This window comes from Streptomyces caeni (assembly GCF_042678285.1).
GTDB lineage: Bacteria > Actinomycetota > Actinomycetes > Streptomycetales > Streptomycetaceae > Streptomyces > Streptomyces caeni.
Window position 1 is genome coordinate 92,855 of the sequence record NZ_JBHUDX010000013.1, and the last position, 16,249, is coordinate 109,103.

Consider the following 16,249-nt stretch of genomic DNA (forward strand, 5'->3'; position numbering starts at 1 on the left):
GATCGGCAGCGGATTCCCCCATCGGGTGCCGGGGCAGGCAAGATGGGGACGTGACCCTCATCGATCAGCTCCCGCCGACCGCAGACCCCGACGCCCTCTACGAAGCCTTCGAGTCGTGGGCCCAGGAACGTGGTCTCACCCTCTATCCACATCAGGAGGAGGCGCTGATCGAGGTGGTCTCGGGAGCGAACGTGATCGTGTCGACTCCCACGGGATCCGGAAAGAGCATGATCGCCGCGGGTGCGCACTTCGCGGCGCTCGCCCGGGACGAGGTCACCTTCTACACCGCGCCGATCAAGGCCCTCGTCTCGGAGAAGTTCTTCGAGCTGTGCAAGCTCTTCGGCACGGAGAACGTCGGCATGCTCACCGGCGACGCGTCCGTCAACGCCGACGCCCCTGTGATCTGCTGTACGGCCGAGGTCCTCGCCTCGATCGCGCTGCGTGACGGCAGGCAGGCCGATGTGGGCCAGGTCGTGATGGACGAGTTCCACTTCTACGCCGAGGGGGACCGCGGCTGGGCGTGGCAGATCCCGATCCTGGAGCTGCCGCAGGCGCAGTTCATCCTGATGTCGGCGACCCTCGGCGACGTCTCGATGTTCGAGAAGGACCTGACGCGCCGCACCGGCCGCCCGACGGCGGTGGTGCGCTCGGCAACGCGTCCGGTGCCGCTCTCGTACGAGTACCGGCTCACTCCGCTCACCGAGACCCTCACCGAGCTTCTGGAGTCCCGGCAGGCCCCCGTCTACATCGTCCACTTCACCCAGGCGCAGGCCGTGGAGCGGGCGCAGGCGCTGATGAGCATCAACATGTGCTCGCGCGAGGAGAAGGACGAGATCGCGCAGCTGATCGGCAATTTCCGCTTCACCACCAAGTTCGGCCGCAACCTCTCCCGCTATGTGCGTCACGGCATCGGGGTCCATCACGCCGGCATGCTGCCCAAGTACCGGCGACTCGTGGAGAAGCTGGCCCAGGCCGGTCTCCTGAAGGTCATCTGCGGCACGGACACCCTCGGCGTCGGCGTCAACGTCCCCATTCGCACGGTGCTGTTCACGGCGCTGACCAAGTACGACGGCAGCCGGGTGCGCACCCTGCGCGCCCGCGAGTTCCACCAGATCGCGGGCCGCGCGGGCCGCGCCGGGTTCGACACGGCGGGCCTCGTCGTGGCTCAGGCGCCCGAGCACGTCATCGAGAACGAGAAGGCGCTCGCCAAGGCCGGCGACGACCCGAAGAAGCGCCGCAAGGTGGTACGCAAGAAAGCGCCGGAGGGCTTCGTCGGCTGGACGGAGAACACCTTCGAGAAGCTGATCGCCTCCGAGCCGGAGCCGCTCACCTCGCGCTTCCGGGTCACCCACACGATGCTGCTGTCGGTGATCGCCCGGCCGGGCAACGCCTTCGAGGCGATGCGCCATCTGCTGGAGGACAACCACGAGCCTCGCAAGCAGCAGCTGCGGCACATCCGGCGCGCCATCGCGATCTACCGCTCGCTGCTGGACGGCGGCATCGTCGAGAAGCTCGACGCGCCGGACTCCACCGGCCGCATCGTGCGCCTCACGGTCGATCTCCAGCAGGACTTCGCGCTGAACCAGCCGCTGTCGACCTTCGCACTGGCCGCGTTCGAGCTCCTCGACCCCGAGTCCCCTTCCTACGCCCTCGACATGGTCTCCGTCATCGAGTCCACGCTGGACGACCCGAGGCAGATCCTTGCCGCCCAGCAGAACAAGGCGCGCGGCGAGGCCGTGGCCGCGATGAAGGCGGACGGTGTCGACTACGAGGAGCGCATGGAACGGCTGCAGGACGTGACGTACCCCAAGCCGCTGGAGGAACTGCTCTTCCAGGCGTACAACACCTACCGCAAGAGCCACCCGTGGGTCGGCGACCACCCGCTGTCGCCGAAGTCGGTGATCCGCGACATGTACGAACGGGCCCTGACGTTCACGGAGTTCGTCTCCTTCTACGAGCTGGCTCGCACGGAGGGCATCGTGCTGCGTTACCTTGCCGGCGCCTACAAGGCCCTCGACCACACCGTCCCGGACGACCTGAAGTCGGACGACCTGGAAGACCTGATCGCCTGGCTCGGTGAGATGGTGCGCCAGGTCGACTCCAGCCTGCTGGACGAATGGGAGCAACTGGCCAACCCGGAGGAGGTGACGGCCGAGGAGGCGCAGGAGAAGGCCGACGAGGTCAAGCCCGTCACCGCGAACGCGAGGGCGTTCCGCGTCCTGGTCCGCAATGCCATGTTCCGCCGCGTGGAACTCGCCGCCCTCGACCAGATCGAGGAACTCGGCGACATGGACGCCGAATCCGGCTGGGACGCCGAGGCATGGGGCGCGGCCATGGACAAGTACTGGGACGAGTATGACGAGTTGGGCACCGGACCCGATGCCCGGGGCCCGAAGCTGTTGATGATCGAGCAGGAGCCGGAGAACGGCCTGTGGCGTGTCCGGCAGACCTTCGCCGACCCGAACGGGGATCACGACTGGGGCATCAGCGCCGAGGTCGACCTCGTGGCCTCCGACACGGAGGGCCGCGCCGTGGTCCGGGTCACCGACGTCGGCCAGCTGTGAACACAGGAGAGGCCCGCCCATGACGAACCCGGCCGACAGGCTCGTCGACCTGCTCGACCTGGAGCAGGTCGAGGTCAACATCTTCCGTGGCCGCAGCCCGCAGGAGTCACTGCAACGCGTCTTCGGCGGCCAGGTGGCCGGCCAGGCACTGGTCGCCGCCGGCCGCACCACGGACGGTGAACGCCCCGTGCACTCCCTGCACGCGTATTTCCTGCGCCCAGGCGTCCCGGGCCTGCCCATCGTGTACCAGGTCGAACGGATCCGTGACGGGAGGTCCTTCACGACCCGCCGGGTCACCGCCGTGCAACAGGGCCGCACGATCTTCAATCTGACCGCCTCCTTCCACAGGCCTGAAGAGGGGAGCTTCGAGCACCAGTTGCCGCCGGCCCGCAAGGTGCCCGGCCCGGAGTCGCTGCCGACGGTGGCGCAGGAGGTCCAGGAGCATCTGGGCGCGCTGCCGGAGACGCTGGAGCGGATGGCCCGGCGCCAGCCCTTCGACATCCGCTACGCGGACCGGCTGCGCTGGAGCGCCGAGGAGGTCAAGGACGCGGAGCCACGCAGCGCGGTGTGGATGCGGGCCGTCGGTCCGCTGGGGGACGACCCGCTCGTGCACACCTGCGCGCTGACGTACGCGAGCGACATGACGCTCCTGGACGCGGTCCGCATCCCCGTCGAACCACTGTGGGGGCCGCGCGGCTTCGACATGGCGTCGCTGGACCATGCCATGTGGTTCCATCGGCCGTTCCGCGCGGACGAGTGGTTCCTGTACGACCAGGCGTCCCCGATCGCGGTGGGCGGCCGCGGTCTGGCCCGGGGCCGCATCTACGACCTCGAGGGACGCCTGCTCGTCTCGGTCGTCCAGGAGGGCCTGTTCCGCAGACTCGCCCGGTGACGACACCTGTGTCTCGGTACGGGCCCTGCCTGACCGCGGCAGCGCCGGTCAGGGGTTTCTGCGGCGCAGCCACCCGAGCATGCCTCGCGGCCGGATCGGCTGGTGCCGGACGGCCGGGGCATGACGGGCGAGCAGTGGTCCGGGGCACGCGCCTCCTCACGGGCAGGCGTGGTACCGGCGCCCCTCATGGTCTCGCGGTCGGCCGTGGCCCTGTGCGGCGCGGCGCTGCGGCGTACGGCCGCGGTCCCGTGGACAGTGGTGCCACCGGGATCGCCGTGTTCCCGGTCCAGTTCCCGTGCGGCGCCGCGCAGCGCCGGCGACGGCCGCCGCGACACGGAACCCGCGCCGGTGCCGACGGCTTCAGCGGTGGTGGACGTGATCGTCTGTCCGGACATGGCGGTTCTCCCCCGTGGGCTGTGTGCGAGCGCCGTGTGCGCCCGTCTGGGAAAGAACCGTAGCCGGATCGCCCGATCCCGGAGCGGCCCTGTGGATAACTCCACTCCCGCACCGTTTCAGCAGGTCAGGCCGCTGGTCTCCGGGTATGTGATGTAAAAGTCCGGGGTCTCGGTCGGCGAGTGCCCCCGCGGCCGGAGTCGCACGGGCGTCCCGGGCCCGAGCGGGTCAGAGGTCCCCGTTCGCAGTGTGCTCCCGCTGCCGCGCGTCCACGGCGAGGTGCTCCCCGACCCGGTTCACCAGCAGCGTCATCTCGTACGCGATCTGGCCGATGTCCGCCTCGGCGGCGCTGAGCACACACAGACAGCTGCCGGGGCCGGCCGCGGTGACGAACAGGATCGCGTCATCGAACTCGATCATCGTCTGACGCACCCGTCCTGCGCCGAAGTGACGGCCCGACCCCTTGGCCAGGCTGTACAGCCCGGACGAGACCGCGGCGAGATGCTCGGCGTCCTCGCGCCGCAGACCGGTGCTCGTGCCGGTCACCAGTCCGTCGTTGGACAGCACCAGCGCGTGGCGTATGTCCTCCACACGCTCGGTCAGATCGTCCAGCAGCCAGCCGAGTTCCGTGTTCTGCGCCATGGTCCGTTCTCCCCGTGATGTCGCTCCCCCCCTGGCCGGAGGTTCCGATCAGCCAGCCTTCACCACAGCCGCCGTCCCGGCAAGCAGGATGGGTACATGGCTCAGAAGATGACCGACGGGGAGTGGCGGGCCTTCGTCTCTCACGGCTCCCTCACCGGGAAACCCTCCACCGTGCGTGCCGACGACAACCCGCATGTGACGCCGGTCTGGTTTCTGCTGGATGGCGACGACATGCTCTTCACCACCGGCAGGCAGAGCGTGAAGGGACGAAACCTGGCCAGGGACGGCCGGGTCGCCCTGTGTGTGGACGACGACCGCCCCCCGTACGGCTTCGTCGTGCTGCAGGACCGGGCCGGGCTGTCGGAGGATCTCGAACGAGGTCTCGACGAGGTCCGGTACTGGGCGACCCGGCTCGGCGTCCGGTACATGGGCGCGGAGCGGGCCGAGGAGTTCGGCTTCGGCAACGGCGTCCCGGAGGAGCTCCTCGTCCGGGTGCGGGTCGAGAAGGTCCTCGCATACGCGGCCGTCGCCGACTAACGGCGTCATCCCGCTAGCGGCGTCATCCCGCCGACTGGAGCGCCGGGCGGTGTGCATCCGCACGGTGCACTCGACGAGACGGGCCGGCACCTCCGTCCCGAGGCCGCGGTCCCTGGCGTCGCACAGCACCACGGGAACGGTGCCGACGGCAGGTCGGCGCACGTACATCCCTGCAAGTCGGCATCATGGCGACGTCCGGTTGCATCCGGCGGCCCAGACCGCCACGAGAGCGAGGTGACCGGCTATCGTCCGTCGGATGTACGAAGGGGCCCACGACTCGGCTCGGGTCCGCGCCCACGGTGCGCGTCACGCGCGAACATGTGCGCAGCGGCGGCCGCCGCGAAGGTGAGGGATCATGCAGAACATGAGCAACGACCACACACACGTCCAGGAGTTCTTCACCGCGCGCGCAGCCCACTGGGACACGCGGTTCCCCGACGACGGCCCGGCATACGCCGCAGCGGTCGCCGCACTCGGCCTGCGCGAGGGTGATCGCGTGCTCGACGCGGGCTGCGGCACGGGCCGGGCCCTTACACCCCTGCGTGCGGCCGTGGGCCCTTCGGGGGTGGTCCTGGGAGCCGACCTGACCCCTGCGATGCTGGAGGCCGCCATACGGGCCGGACGGAACCGCGACGGGCGGCTGCTGCTCACCGACGTGACCGCGCTTCCCCTGCGTTCGGGGTCCCTCGATGCGGTGTTCGGGGCGGGTCTGATCTCCCACCTGCCTCACCCGGAGGAGAATCTGCGGGAGTTGGCGCGTGTCGTGCGGCCCGGCGGCCTGCTCGCGCTGTTCCATCCGATCGGCCGGGCCGCCCTCGCGGCCCGCCAGGGCCGGCAAATCACCCCGGACGACCTGCGTGCCGAGTCCAAGCTCCGCCCGCTGCTGGCCGGTTCCGGCTGGCGCATGACGTCGTACGTCGACGAGGACTCCCGTTTCCTCGCCCTGTCCGTCCGCGAGGGCTGAGTCTCAGCGGCGTCCCGCCACCTCGGCCACCAGAGCATCGGGGTTGTCGAACATGACGTTGTGTCCCGCGCCCGGCACGGTCACCACGCGGACCCCGGTGGCCTCCAGGCCCTCCCTGTCCTCGAGTTCACCGCTCAACTCGCCCTGAAGGTAGACGCGATCCACCGTCAGGGCCTCGAGCATGCGGCGCATCGTGGGGCGTGTGCCGCGCACCAGGTGCACGGCCGTGCGATGGAGGGCGAGCGGATCGGCCAGCCGCATGGTCGCCGCCCAGGTGGGAGCGATCTTCTCGAGCACGCGCGCGTGGCCGCCGTCGTCCACGTACTCGTCCTCCGTGTACGCGGCGATGCCGCTGCTGCCGGCGCCGAGCGGCGGATGCGGATCGAGGTTGGCCTCGATGAGCACCAGTCGCGACACGAGGTCGGGTCGTTGATGGGCGAGCACGACGGCCACTGCCCCGCCCATGCTGTGCGCGACGAGCTCGGCGCCGGCGACCTGCGCCTCGTCCAGTGCGGCGGCCAGCGCGTCGGCGTGGTCCTCCAGGGTGTAGGCGAACCCTGGGGGGCGGTCACTGATCCCGTGTCCCGGGAGGTCGACGAACAGGGTGCGCCGGCCCGCCAGTTCGGGCCGCGCCGCGATGTGCGCGGAGTAGACCGTGGACGCCGCGCCCAGTCCGTGCACGTACACGCGCGCGGGTTCCGCGCCGGCCGTCTCGGTCCACCGGATCAGATTTCCGTCGCCGTCGAACTCGGCCTGTCTCATCGGCTTCCCCTTCGCGTGTCCCTTGTGGCGTCGGCGCTCATGGCCCAGCCAGGAGAATACATCGAACTCGATGTATTACGAACTCTAGGTACAACGACAGTGCGGCAGAATGCGGGCATGCTGGAGCTCGCCATCCTCGGTTTCCTGTACGACTCCCCGCTGCACGGCTATGAGCTGCGCAAACGCATCACAGCCTTGACGGGGCACGTACGCCCCGTCGCGGAGAGCACTCTGTACCCCGCGATCAAGCGACTGGAGAAGGCCGGACTGCTGGCGCGGGCCACGCAGCCGGGCTCGGTCGCGGCACCACGGCACGTTCTGACGCTCACGGAGGAAGGCAAGCGGCAGCTGCGCCGCCGGCTAGCGGAGCCGGCGCAGCGCGACATCACCGACGAGAACCGCTGGTTCACGGTGCTCGCCTTCCTCAGGCACCTGGAGGATCCGGCGGCACAGGCGACCGTCCTGCGCCGCCGGCTCGCCTTCCTGGAGGAGCCCGCGAGCTTCTTCTACGAGGGCGAGCGGCCACTGCGCGCCGAGGAACTCGACGATCCCTTCCGGCGTGGCATCCTCACCATCGCGCGCGCCACGAGCCGGGCTGAGCTGGAGTGGCTGCGGACGACGCTCGGCTCACTCGCCGGGATCGGTCGCTGAACTCCGCCCCGGCCGGACGGGGCAGCCCCTGACGCCGGGGACCGGACGGGTACCCAGGTCGGCGATGCGGTAGCCGTTCGGATACCCCTTGATCTCCCAGTTCTGCCGGGCGTGGTGCGGAGCTCGGCGCGGGGGCATGAGGCGGACGAGACGGCCACGGGCCCGGACCGCGCGGCGCACCAGCGCGCCTGTGGTGGCGCTCGGCGGCTCGTACCTAAACGCCTTCAGGAGCGCGTCGTCGAGAAGGGAGAGCGTCGTTCGGCGCAGGAGGGGTGCGAGCGGGCGCGGATACCAGGAGGCCATCAGGGCGAGGGTCGCGTCGGACACGCGACGGGCAGCCGGGTCCCATGCGAAGTGGGCCTCCTCGTAGGCGTCGAGGCACGCCTCGAACTCCTCGTACGTCCCCGGGACGTCCCGGATGCCCATGTGCCGCCCCAGGGTGCGGTAGTGCACCGCGGAAGCGATCGTCTCGTGCCGGGACAGCCTGCGCCATCCGTAGGCGTCGATCCACCGCTTGGGCATCACCACGAAGGTGCAGAGCACGTACCGCATGTCGTCATTGCCGATGTCATAACTGCGATGCATCTGGTTGATGCGGCGGATCGCGGTGCGGCCCTCGTCGGTGTCGAAGCCGTGCTCGACGACCGCGTCGAGGAGCAGCGCGGTGTCGTCGTACCGCTTCTGCGTGCGGTCCGTGAGCTCCGCGGTCTCGGCGAGCAGTCGGCCGATGCCGGGGACCGCGTAGGTACGGTAGAGAGCCAGCTCCAGGGCGCGGGTGTAGTCCCAGGGGAACTCGTAGGCGACGCTGAGCCGGTAGACCTCCAGGGCGTCCCTCTCGGGGTCGAGGCGCCGCAGCTGTTCGAGTCTCTCGAAGCGCCTCACCGTCTCGTCCCCCTTCTGCCGCCGAGCTTCAACTCTACGTTGAGAGCGGCAGGGGAACAGCCTGTTCGTCCCATGTGCCGGCGCGCGCCGAGGACGAGCAGGACCGCGTGGACGGGCCCCGTATCGCGGGTGTCACCCGCAACCCTGTCGTTCGGCGTGAGCGAGCTGGCGTGCCGGGCGGTCGGCCTCGCACGGCAGCGGGACGAGTCGCCTCGGACAGTGGTGTGCAGGCTGCCCGGCCTGCCCGCCGTCCGATACCGGTTCCACTCGGTCGTTTCGTCTCGTTCAATCGGGCAACCGCAGCTCTTCGTGCCATTCGCACTCGTGACAAGCGGCTCGCGGGCGCATTAGGGTGCGCCGACGGATGGAACCGATGGGGAGGGTGGCATGGCCGGGACGGACGAGGACGCCGTCGCCGCCGAGGACGACGCGCTGTATGTGCTGACGGCGGTTCTGCTGACGCCCGCGCAGTTCCCCAGCGTGCTGGGCGACGACTATCCCGAGGCCTGCGCGGCGCTCGATCTGCCGCCCCTCGCCGACGGCTACGGCCTCGTGCTCGGTCAGGACGGCGACGGCGCGCGCTGGACGGTGGTCATCGACGACGTGTCACTGGTGGCCGTGGCGATCGCGTCGTGGGACTGCGGAATGGAGTACGAACTGTCGCCCGACGAGCGGACAGTCGTCGCCGCTCTGCCGGGCTGGCCGCTGGCCGTGGCCGTCGCCGCGCCCGGCATACCCGCCCCGCACGATCCCTCGCCCGAGCTCAGCGACCGCGAGCCGCTCTCCCCGCCGGACACCGACATCTGGGGGCCCGCCCAACGCCGTCTGGGCGCGGACGAGATCGCGCTCCAGTGGGCCGTGTGGCGCGAGCAGATCGACGACGCCGACTTCGCACCCGCAGACGGCGCGGCCACCGCCGAGGAGGGTGCGAAGCCCGAGGAGGGTACGAAGCCCGAGGAGGGTGCGAGTGGGGCCCGCAGCGGCATCCGCCGGGTCCTCACTGAGGCGCGCGCCTACGTGGACGCTCCCCCGCCGTTGGGCCGGGTCCGCTCCTCGTTCGCCCCGGGGGGTGCCCGCACGCTGCGCGCCGACGGACCCGGCTGGTCCATGGTGGCCAGGACGGACGACATCGCGTTCGTCCTGCTCGACGAGGAGCCCGGCGAGGTTCTCCCGGTGGGCCGGGGCCCGGAACTGCCCGGGCTGCTGGATGCGCTCGACAAGATGGCGGTGCGTCCGGCCTGAGGCGGCGGGACGGCGAGCGGCACAGAACGGGGTGGTCAGGGGTTGCCGTGTGAAACCCCATAGGGACATCAGTGCCCGTGTGGTCCGCACCCGTGGTCGGTGGGCTTCCGTGGTCGCAGCATGGGGCCGCCCTGCGCTCCCCTCATGCCCCGTAGGCCCCTCATGCGCCTGTTCCCGCAGCGTCGCGCTGCTCACCGCCGCTCTGCCGAGCTCCGCCCTCACCGGCCCGCGGCCGCCACCGACGGTGGCCACTGCGCAGGGCGCCGTACACGGACATGGCGGACCAGACGGGTCTGACCGCCAAGGCCACCCGCAATCCTTCCGGTGTGCCGGGGCTCCAGGTCGACGGATACTTCCCGGACGACTCGCGCCTCAACTCCGCGCACGGATGGCAGTACAAACGCCCAGTTCGCGATCCGGCTGCCGGACCACTGGAACGGCGGTCTCGTCCTCACCGGCGCCCCGGGCACCCGCAAGCAGTACGCGGCCGACACGGCGATCTCGGACTGGTGATCGCGCAGGGCTACGCGTACGCGGCCACCGACAAGGGCACCAGCGGGCCGGCCTTCTACCGCGATGGGACCCACCCCGGGGATGCCGTGGCCGAGTGGAACCGGCGCACGACACAACTCACCGTCGCGCCAAGCGCGCGGTGGCACAGCGCTACGGGCGGCCTCCGGCGCACATACGTGACGGGTGTCTCGAACGGCGGCTACCTGACGCGCCGACGACGGGGGCACCACCCCGAACTGTACGACGGCGGCGTGGACTGGGAGGGCACCCTGTGGACCACGGCCGGTCCCGGCCTCCTGAACGTCACGGCCGACGGCCATGGGCCGGATCCTGGGATCGGCCCGGGACGAGGATCTCTACACGGTCGGGTTCGCGCGCGGGTCCGAGTTCCTGTGGCCGTACCACGAGAAGGCGTACTGGGGTGTCACGCAGAAGATCTACCGCGCCGAGTTCGATCCCACGTAGGGCGCCGCCCGCCCCGGCGCGTCCGCCGGCTCCAAGACGGAGCAGACCCTGGCGCCCTGCCGGTCGGACGCGGCCTACGACTACGCGATACGCCCCGCGTCCGTCCATCGCGCGGTGGCCCGGGTCACCCTCACCGGGCGGACCGGAAAACCGATCATCACGCTGCACGGTGATCTGGACGCCTGCTGCCGAAGGCCACGGACTCGGATGTGTACGCGCGGATGGTGGAGCAGAGCGGGCGCGGGCGGCTGCACCGCTACTACACCGTCGAGGGCGGCACCCACGTCGACGGGCTGTACGACAGCCACCCCGATCGGCCACGGCCCATCCTGCCCTGCTACCGGGCGGCCTTCGGCGCGCTCACCGCGTGGGTGGACCGGGGCGAGCAGCCGCCCGCGGACGGTACCGTCAGCAGGCCCGCGGGCGGCGACATGGTCGGCTCCAGCGCACTGGCGGGAAGCGCTTCGGGTCACCAGCCCCTCAGCGACCGAGTTCCTTGCGTGCCACTCGGCGCAGCCTGCGCCGCTGGGAGGGGTCCAGGGTGAGGTACGCGGCGGTCGGGACTCCCAACACGATCAGGAGGGCGGCCCACCAGGGCAGCCAGATCCACAGGATGAGCCCGACCACCACTCCCCCCGTGGCAATCTTCGCGTTCTTCGACATGTGTCGCCTCCTTCGCGGCTGCTGCCGCTCTCTGCTCTGAGAACGGGCGCGCGCGGCACGCGGTTCCGGCCCTCGGCCCTGACAGGACCCTGAGCCGGACCCTCAGTCATCCCTGAGAAACCTCCCCGGCGCGGGCCACCGGGGAGGTGTGCGGGAAGCCGGTGGAGAACCGACGTCGTGGCCCGGAGTGCTGTACCCCGTGTCGCCTTCCGGCTGCGCCGTTCCACCGCAGTGAGGCTGCCGGCCGTGGTCTCGGCCCGCCGTCCGGGCGCACCCGCTTCCTCTCCGCACCCGCCCTCCTCGCTCGCCGCACCCGCCGTCCCAGCCACGCGGCTGCGGTCCCGGCCGCACCCGCCGCCTCCGGCGTGGTGACCGTGCGACCAGTATCCGCCGGTCACACGCACCACGGCATGAGACGTCGTGCCAGACCCGCTCCTCGGTCACCTCACCCGAATGCCACGGCCTGTTCGCCGCGCTCCTCACTTGTTGGTGTGATGCCTGGGGGGCTTCAACGGTCCGATTGGGAGGTCCGCGTGATGCCTTGTCCGATACGCGCCCTGACGACGGGCGCTTTCGTCCTGACGCTGAGCATGTCCGTGGGAAGCGCCGCCTCGGCCGTGCCCGATGACTCGATCGGCGCACTGCACGCACAAACACGTACCGACCTCGACGCGTCGATGCGTGGCGAGGCATACGCGTACGCCTCGTACTCCTTGTTCGCCGCGCAGGCCCGAAAGCAGGGTCTGGCGTCGGTGGACGGCCTGTTCCAGCGGACCGCGAAGGTGGAACTGGGTGAGCACTTTGCGGAGGAGGCCAGGCTGAGCGGCCTGGCGGGCAGCGACGCCGCCGACCTCCAGGCGGCCCTCAAGGGTGAGGCATACGAGTCCCAGACGATGTATGCCACCTTCGCCAGGCAGGCCAGACAGGACGGTGACGCCTCCGCCGCCGAAATGTTCGACGAGCTGGCCCGGGACGAGGCCGCTCACCACTCCGCGTTCACCAAGGCTCTGGAGGCGGTCCGCACCGGCAGGGGGAGCATCCCGGCACCGCCCTCCGCCGCGGCGGAGGCCGTACAGGCCGGTGCGCCCAGGGTCCGCGCGGCCCGGACCAAGACCGACCTCGACACCGCCATGCACGGTGAGGCGCTGGCGGCCGCCAAGTACACCCAGTTCGCGAAGGCCGCGACCGCACACGGCAACCAGGCGCTGGCACGCCTGTTCAACGGCATCGCCGAGATCGAACTGCGCGAGCATTTCGCGGGTATGGCAAAGCTGGCGGGCACCGTCGGTACCACGCGTGAGAACCTCACCAAGGCCATCACCGGCGAACGGTACGAGTCCGAGAGCATGTACCCGGCCTTTGCCCAGCAGGCGCGGGCAGCCGACGACAGCGCGGCCGCCAAGCTCTTCGCGCACAACGCCGAGGACGAGGCCGCCCACGCGCGCAGCTTCGAGACCGCCCGTTCGGCCCTGCGCTGACCGGACGGTGCCCGGGCACCGCGGGCGGCAGCCCAGCGACACCCGGGGCTGTGCGCGATGCCACGGTGACGACTTACCGTGGAATGCGGGGGCAGAGAGCGGAACCCCGGCCCGATTCCGGCAGGCCGGGGTTCTCGCCATACATCACAACAGTCGACTCGGTCACTTACCGTAGTCGTTGCGGTCGTAGCCGCCGCGGCCGTAGCCGTAGCCGTAGCCGTAGCGGAAGTAGTCCTCGACCACTCGGAAGCTGCCCACCACGCCGTCGCGGACGCGGAGGCCGCCCCGGACGTGTCGGGGGTAGAGCCCGTTGCTGGAGCTGTACGGGCCGATGGTGGCGACGGGCGAGCCGTTGTCGCACGTGGCCCCGTTGAAGACCTCGACGGTCTTCCAACTGTCGTTGCGCACGTTGAGGCTCTTGGAACCGAGGCCGCTGACCACCGTGATGCAGCCACCGGCGTGGGCGGAGTAGGTCCGCTCGTTGATGTGGATGCGGCCCACCCTGTAGTGGCGGTAGCCATGCCTGCCCTTGCCCTTGTCCTTGTCCTTGCTGTTGCCGCCGCCGCCCTGGGGGGCCGCGGCGGGGACAGCGGCGGCCTGGTTGACCGCGGCCGCCTGGGCCGGCTCCGAGGCGGCCGAGGCGTAGGTGATACCAGTGGCCACCAGGGCCGCACCAGTGGCGACCGCGGCGGTAACGGCGATGGAACGCGTTGCCATGTCACTTCTCCTGTCTGAGACACGTCGACTGTGAGCCGATGCGTAAGTGAACGTACATAAGATCCCAATTTCTGGCGTATAGGACATACCGAAAATCTGATGAACAATGCGATTGGAGTAATCCTGGCGCTGCCCGCCGCGCCCGTACGTGCCCCCCACGCACCTCGGCGATCAGCACAGTCACTCCGGCAGCCGCGTCAGGACCCGAAAGGACCAGAACGTCAAACTGCTTGATAGGAAAATGAGTTGGATGGTGCCGCGGCGGCGAGGAAGACGTCGCCCCAGCGCGCGACACGCTCGAGCGCGGCGGGCTTGAAGCCGCCGAAGAGCGCCTCGGGTCCCCCGTCGCGTGCGGCGCGGGCCCGATCGTGCCCACGCCACCACCGCACGGAGCACCGGACCACAGGCCGGGCATCACCGCCATCTGCCCATCGAGACGCCGGCGGGTACGCGTGTCGACGTCCGTGACCTGACGGTCGTCGCCACGCCCGCCGACGCCGAGACCGAGGACCAGACGACCACCGGTCACACGGTCCACGGTGGCCGCCTGCTCGGCGAGCACGGCGGTATCGCGCGACGGGGCCAGCAGGACCTCGGTCTGGACGCGGAGGCGCGAGGTGGCGCCGGCGAGGTCGAGCAGACCGAGCGCGCCGAAGGGGTCGGCGTCGGCGCGCCGGGCCCGTGTTGAAGGGTGCTGGAGGACGGGAGGGGACGGTGCCGGGACGGCGTGATGCGGCATGACACGTCGACGGTCGCGGATCGGCGCCGTGACGAGGATGCGGTGCCCCCTGAGAGCGGAACGCCCGGCGGGACACCGTCCTTGGGCGGGCGCAAGGCGACTCGCGCCCCCTCAGTCCGCAGCAGATGACACAGGCACCGCCGAGAGCGCCCTGCGGCTGCGGGAGCTCTTCACGGAGCCGCCGATCCGGAAACACACGCCCCAGCCCGCGGGGGTCACCTGTGGAGGCAGCCACTCACCCCTAGAATCGAACGTGTGAACGAAAGATCGCCGTCCCGTCTGGAGCTGCTGCGCTTCGCGCGCCGCGTGATCGTGCAGCAGGCGACGGCGGCCCTGGCGCAGATCGACCAGTGGATCGCCGACGAGGAACGGCGGGAGACGGAGCGGCATACAGGTGAGGCACGACGCCCCCGGACGCCCGAATGGCTCATGGAACGGGGCATTGGCACCGGGAGCCCGCCGACACGGATCCACAAGGGCGACTGCCACATGGCCAAGGGTGTCCGCGTCAAGGCGATCACGGAGGAACAGGCGCGGCAGGCGTTGTACGCGCACATCGCGGCCTGCCCGCACTGCGATCCGGACACGGCACTCCAGGTCGTCCCGGAGTAGGCGTCCGCGCCCCTCAGGCCGTCCGCACCTCCGCCGCCGCACCCTCCGTCGCCGCACCGAGGGGCTTGGCGGCGCGGACGATCGCCGAGTGCATGCCGTCGGCGACCGTGTGCGTCGGGGTGATCTCGACGTTCGCGAATCCCGCCCCCTCCAGGCCCGCACGATACTCCGCGAAGGACAGCGCACCGGCGATGCAGCCCGCGTGGTCGCCGCGCTCGGCCCGCTGCCCGGGCGTCAGGGCGTCGTCGGCCACCACGTCCGACACACCGAGCCGACCGCCGGGCCGCAGCACGCGGAACGCCTCGGCGAACACGGCCGCCTTGTCGACGGACAGGTTGATCACACAGTTCGAGATGACCACGTCGATGGTGTTCGCCGGCAGCGGGATGGCTTCGATGGTGCCCTTGAGGAACTCCACGTTCGTGGCACCGGCCTTCTTGGCGTTGGCCAGCGCCAGAGCGAGCATCTCGTCGGTCATGTCCAGCCCGTACGCCCTGCCGGTGGAGCCGACCCGGCGGGCCGAGAGCAGGACGTCGATACCGCCGCCGGAGCCGAGGTCGAGGACGCGCTCGCCCTCGCTCAGTTCGGCGACGGCGATCGGGTTGCCGCACCCCAGGGAGGCCGCGACCGCCTCGGCGGGCAGGGCGTCACGCTCATCGGCCTCATAGAAGGCGGCACCGAAGGTCTCATCGACCTCGACCGGCTCGGACCCACAACACGCGATGCCGCCCTCGGACACCTGCGCGGCCGCTGCGGCGTACCGCTGCCGGACGGTTTCACGCAGGTCGGTGGACTGCTCGCTCATGACTCACTCCTGACTGACGGGGCCGGCGGGGCGAGGCGGACCCCGGCACACGCCTGTATCGATGCTCGTTGATGCAAACACTGCCCTCTGAATCGAAAAACGTCAACATAGAAGCACATCGAAACAGTCGCGTCCCTCCACCCCTGCGGACGAGGGACCAGGCATCCGGACCCCGGCCGGGTGCCAGGCGCCTCGGCATCGGGGCCGAAGGGCCCTGGCGTCCCCGGCCACCCCGCACGGACAGTGAAGGAGGAAACCTCCTGAGGAGGTGAGGACAATGATGTACTGGGACGGCGGCGGCTGGGCCTGGATGGCCTTCATGCCGCTGGTGTGGATCGTGCTGATCGGCCTCATCGTGTGGGCCGTGATCCGCCTCGCGCAGCATGGTGGTCACGGCGCCGAGCAGCATCGCTGGGAGCCGCCGCAAGAGACACCGGAAGAGCGTCACTGGGGGCTGCCACGCGAGACACCGGAAGAAGTCCTCGACCGGCGCTTCGCTTCCGGTGAGATCGACGCGGACACCTATACGGAGGGCCGCGAACGCCTTGCCGCCCACAGGCCACCCCGTCGGCCGGACTGACGGACGACCGCCGACGCGGGCCGTCGTCCACACCGCTCACCGCGACGCCGCCGGCTCGGCGAAGGGGGAGCCGATGCCGCCCGGGACGTCGCTCAAGAGGTCGCCGGGATCCCGGACGGCAGTCTCGGGTCCGGGGAGGCCGGTTGTG

General features: G+C 70.4%; 15 protein-coding genes and 3 pseudogenes. 10 read left to right on the forward strand and 8 right to left on the reverse strand.

Translation table 11 applies throughout. The annotated features are described in order from the left end of the window. The first annotated feature begins 50 nt into the window (after nucleotides 1–50). Both ACFSL4_RS05855 and ACFSL4_RS05860 read left to right on the forward strand, forming a co-directional pair. The gene (locus tag ACFSL4_RS05855; protein ID WP_381079229.1) at nucleotides 51–2,564 is read left to right on the forward strand and encodes a DEAD/DEAH box helicase; all 2,514 of its coding nucleotides are present in this window, start codon (nucleotides 51–53) and stop codon (nucleotides 2,562–2,564) included. Nucleotides 2,565–2,583: 19 nt separating this feature from the next. Next, on the forward strand, nucleotides 2,584–3,456 hold the full coding sequence (locus ACFSL4_RS05860) for an acyl-CoA thioesterase (RefSeq protein ID WP_381079231.1): 873 nt from the start codon (nucleotides 2,584–2,586) through the stop codon (nucleotides 3,454–3,456). Nucleotides 3,457–4,077: 621 nt separating this feature from the next. Here ACFSL4_RS05860 and ACFSL4_RS05865 read toward each other — a convergent pair. Beyond that, nucleotides 4,078–4,491, reverse strand: a complete 414-nt coding sequence (locus ACFSL4_RS05865; RefSeq protein WP_381079233.1) for a roadblock/LC7 domain-containing protein — start codon at nucleotides 4,489–4,491, stop codon at nucleotides 4,078–4,080. Between the two features lie 96 nt (nucleotides 4,492–4,587). Between ACFSL4_RS05865 and ACFSL4_RS05870 the strand changes: the two genes are divergently transcribed. Further along, nucleotides 4,588–5,028, forward strand: a complete 441-nt coding sequence (locus ACFSL4_RS05870) for a PPOX class F420-dependent oxidoreductase (RefSeq protein ID WP_381079235.1) — start codon at nucleotides 4,588–4,590, stop codon at nucleotides 5,026–5,028. 42 nt (nucleotides 5,029–5,070) lie between these two features. Here the strand turns inward: ACFSL4_RS05870 and ACFSL4_RS05875 are convergent. After that, nucleotides 5,071–5,163 (reverse strand): annotated as a pseudogene (locus ACFSL4_RS05875) (ATP-binding protein); the annotation flags it as partial. Nucleotides 5,164–5,392: 229 nt separating this feature from the next. On the opposite strand from ACFSL4_RS05875, the gene ACFSL4_RS05880 reads away from it, so the two are divergent. Next, the gene (locus ACFSL4_RS05880; protein ID WP_381079324.1) at nucleotides 5,393–5,992 is read left to right on the forward strand and encodes a class I SAM-dependent methyltransferase; all 600 of its coding nucleotides are present in this window, start codon (nucleotides 5,393–5,395) and stop codon (nucleotides 5,990–5,992) included. Between the two features lie 3 nt (nucleotides 5,993–5,995). On the opposite strand, the gene ACFSL4_RS05885 is transcribed toward ACFSL4_RS05880, so the two are convergent. Beyond that, a complete protein-coding gene (locus tag ACFSL4_RS05885) occupies nucleotides 5,996–6,754 on the reverse strand; it encodes an alpha/beta fold hydrolase (protein WP_381079237.1) in 759 nt (252 codons plus the stop codon). 117 nt (nucleotides 6,755–6,871) lie between these two features. Here ACFSL4_RS05885 and ACFSL4_RS05890 point away from each other — a divergent pair, with 117 nt between their 5' ends. After that, on the forward strand, nucleotides 6,872–7,405 hold the full coding sequence (locus ACFSL4_RS05890) for a PadR family transcriptional regulator (protein ID WP_381079239.1): 534 nt from the start codon (nucleotides 6,872–6,874) through the stop codon (nucleotides 7,403–7,405). On the opposite strand, the gene ACFSL4_RS05895 is transcribed toward ACFSL4_RS05890, so the two are convergent. Continuing rightward, on the reverse strand, nucleotides 7,382–8,287 hold the full coding sequence (locus tag ACFSL4_RS05895; protein ID WP_381079241.1) for an oxygenase MpaB family protein: 906 nt from the start codon (nucleotides 8,285–8,287) through the stop codon (nucleotides 7,382–7,384). The two genes, ACFSL4_RS05890 and ACFSL4_RS05895, sit on opposite strands and share 24 nt — an antisense overlap. A 387-nt stretch (nucleotides 8,288–8,674) precedes the next feature. Between ACFSL4_RS05895 and ACFSL4_RS05900 the strand changes: the two genes are divergently transcribed. Next, on the forward strand, nucleotides 8,675–9,529 hold the full coding sequence (locus ACFSL4_RS05900) for a hypothetical protein (RefSeq protein ID WP_381079243.1): 855 nt from the start codon (nucleotides 8,675–8,677) through the stop codon (nucleotides 9,527–9,529). A 263-nt stretch (nucleotides 9,530–9,792) separates the two neighbouring features. Further along, a pseudogene (locus ACFSL4_RS05905) lies at nucleotides 9,793–10,965 on the forward strand (tannase/feruloyl esterase family alpha/beta hydrolase); the annotation flags it as partial. Nucleotides 10,966–10,987: 22 nt separating this feature from the next. On the opposite strand, the gene ACFSL4_RS05910 reads toward ACFSL4_RS05905, so the two are convergent. After that, the gene (locus tag ACFSL4_RS05910) at nucleotides 10,988–11,170 is read right to left on the reverse strand and encodes a hypothetical protein (protein ID WP_381079245.1); all 183 of its coding nucleotides are present in this window, start codon (nucleotides 11,168–11,170) and stop codon (nucleotides 10,988–10,990) included. 536 nt (nucleotides 11,171–11,706) lie between these two features. On the opposite strand from ACFSL4_RS05910, the gene ACFSL4_RS05915 reads away from it, so the two are divergent. Continuing rightward, nucleotides 11,707–12,648, forward strand: coding sequence for a ferritin family protein (locus tag ACFSL4_RS05915; RefSeq protein WP_381079247.1), 942 nt, complete (start codon nucleotides 11,707–11,709; stop codon nucleotides 12,646–12,648). A gap of 162 nt (nucleotides 12,649–12,810) precedes the next feature. Here ACFSL4_RS05915 and ACFSL4_RS05920 read toward each other — a convergent pair whose 3' ends face one another. Further along, nucleotides 12,811–13,365, reverse strand: a complete 555-nt coding sequence (locus ACFSL4_RS05920; RefSeq protein WP_381079249.1) for a hypothetical protein — start codon at nucleotides 13,363–13,365, stop codon at nucleotides 12,811–12,813. 248 nt (nucleotides 13,366–13,613) lie between these two features. Next, a pseudogene (locus ACFSL4_RS05925) lies at nucleotides 13,614–14,104 on the reverse strand (LLM class flavin-dependent oxidoreductase); the annotation flags it as partial. Nucleotides 14,105–14,359: 255 nt separating this feature from the next. On the opposite strand from ACFSL4_RS05925, the gene ACFSL4_RS05930 reads away from it, so the two are divergent. After that, a complete protein-coding gene (locus tag ACFSL4_RS05930; protein ID WP_381079250.1) occupies nucleotides 14,360–14,716 on the forward strand; it encodes a DUF6233 domain-containing protein in 357 nt (118 codons plus the stop codon). Nucleotides 14,717–14,729: 13 nt separating this feature from the next. On the opposite strand, the gene arsM is transcribed toward ACFSL4_RS05930, so the two are convergent. After that, on the reverse strand, nucleotides 14,730–15,521 hold the full coding sequence (gene arsM / locus ACFSL4_RS05935; RefSeq protein ID WP_381079252.1) for an arsenite methyltransferase: 792 nt from the start codon (nucleotides 15,519–15,521) through the stop codon (nucleotides 14,730–14,732). Between the two features lie 277 nt (nucleotides 15,522–15,798). On the opposite strand from arsM, the gene ACFSL4_RS05940 reads away from it, so the two are divergent. Further along, nucleotides 15,799–16,101, forward strand: coding sequence for an SHOCT domain-containing protein (locus ACFSL4_RS05940; RefSeq protein WP_381079254.1), 303 nt, complete (start codon nucleotides 15,799–15,801; stop codon nucleotides 16,099–16,101). Nucleotides 16,102–16,249: the final 148 nt, after the last annotated feature.

What these genes read in the sequence shown, in the direction of transcription:
- ACFSL4_RS05860 (WP_381079231.1), top strand. Translation starts at nt 2,584, where the DNA reads ATGACGAACCCGGCCGACAGGCTCGTCGACCTGCTCGACCTGGAGCAG.
- ACFSL4_RS05865 (WP_381079233.1), bottom strand. Translation starts at nt 4,491, where the DNA reads ATGGCGCAGAACACGGAACTCGGCTGGCTGCTGGACGATCTGACCGAG.
- ACFSL4_RS05870 (WP_381079235.1), top strand. Translation starts at nt 4,588, where the DNA reads ATGGCTCAGAAGATGACCGACGGGGAGTGGCGGGCCTTCGTCTCTCAC.
- ACFSL4_RS05880 (WP_381079324.1), top strand. Translation starts at nt 5,393, where the DNA reads ATGAGCAACGACCACACACACGTCCAGGAGTTCTTCACCGCGCGCGCA.
- ACFSL4_RS05885 (WP_381079237.1), bottom strand. Translation starts at nt 6,754, where the DNA reads ATGAGACAGGCCGAGTTCGACGGCGACGGAAATCTGATCCGGTGGACC.
- ACFSL4_RS05890 (WP_381079239.1), top strand. Translation starts at nt 6,872, where the DNA reads ATGCTGGAGCTCGCCATCCTCGGTTTCCTGTACGACTCCCCGCTGCAC.
- ACFSL4_RS05900 (WP_381079243.1), top strand. Translation starts at nt 8,675, where the DNA reads ATGGCCGGGACGGACGAGGACGCCGTCGCCGCCGAGGACGACGCGCTG.
- ACFSL4_RS05910 (WP_381079245.1), bottom strand. Translation starts at nt 11,170, where the DNA reads ATGTCGAAGAACGCGAAGATTGCCACGGGGGGAGTGGTGGTCGGGCTC.
- ACFSL4_RS05915 (WP_381079247.1), top strand. Translation starts at nt 11,707, where the DNA reads ATGCCTTGTCCGATACGCGCCCTGACGACGGGCGCTTTCGTCCTGACG.
- ACFSL4_RS05920 (WP_381079249.1), bottom strand. Translation starts at nt 13,365, where the DNA reads ATGGCAACGCGTTCCATCGCCGTTACCGCCGCGGTCGCCACTGGTGCG.
- arsM (WP_381079252.1), bottom strand. Translation starts at nt 15,521, where the DNA reads ATGAGCGAGCAGTCCACCGACCTGCGTGAAACCGTCCGGCAGCGGTAC.
- ACFSL4_RS05940 (WP_381079254.1), top strand. Translation starts at nt 15,799, where the DNA reads ATGATGTACTGGGACGGCGGCGGCTGGGCCTGGATGGCCTTCATGCCG.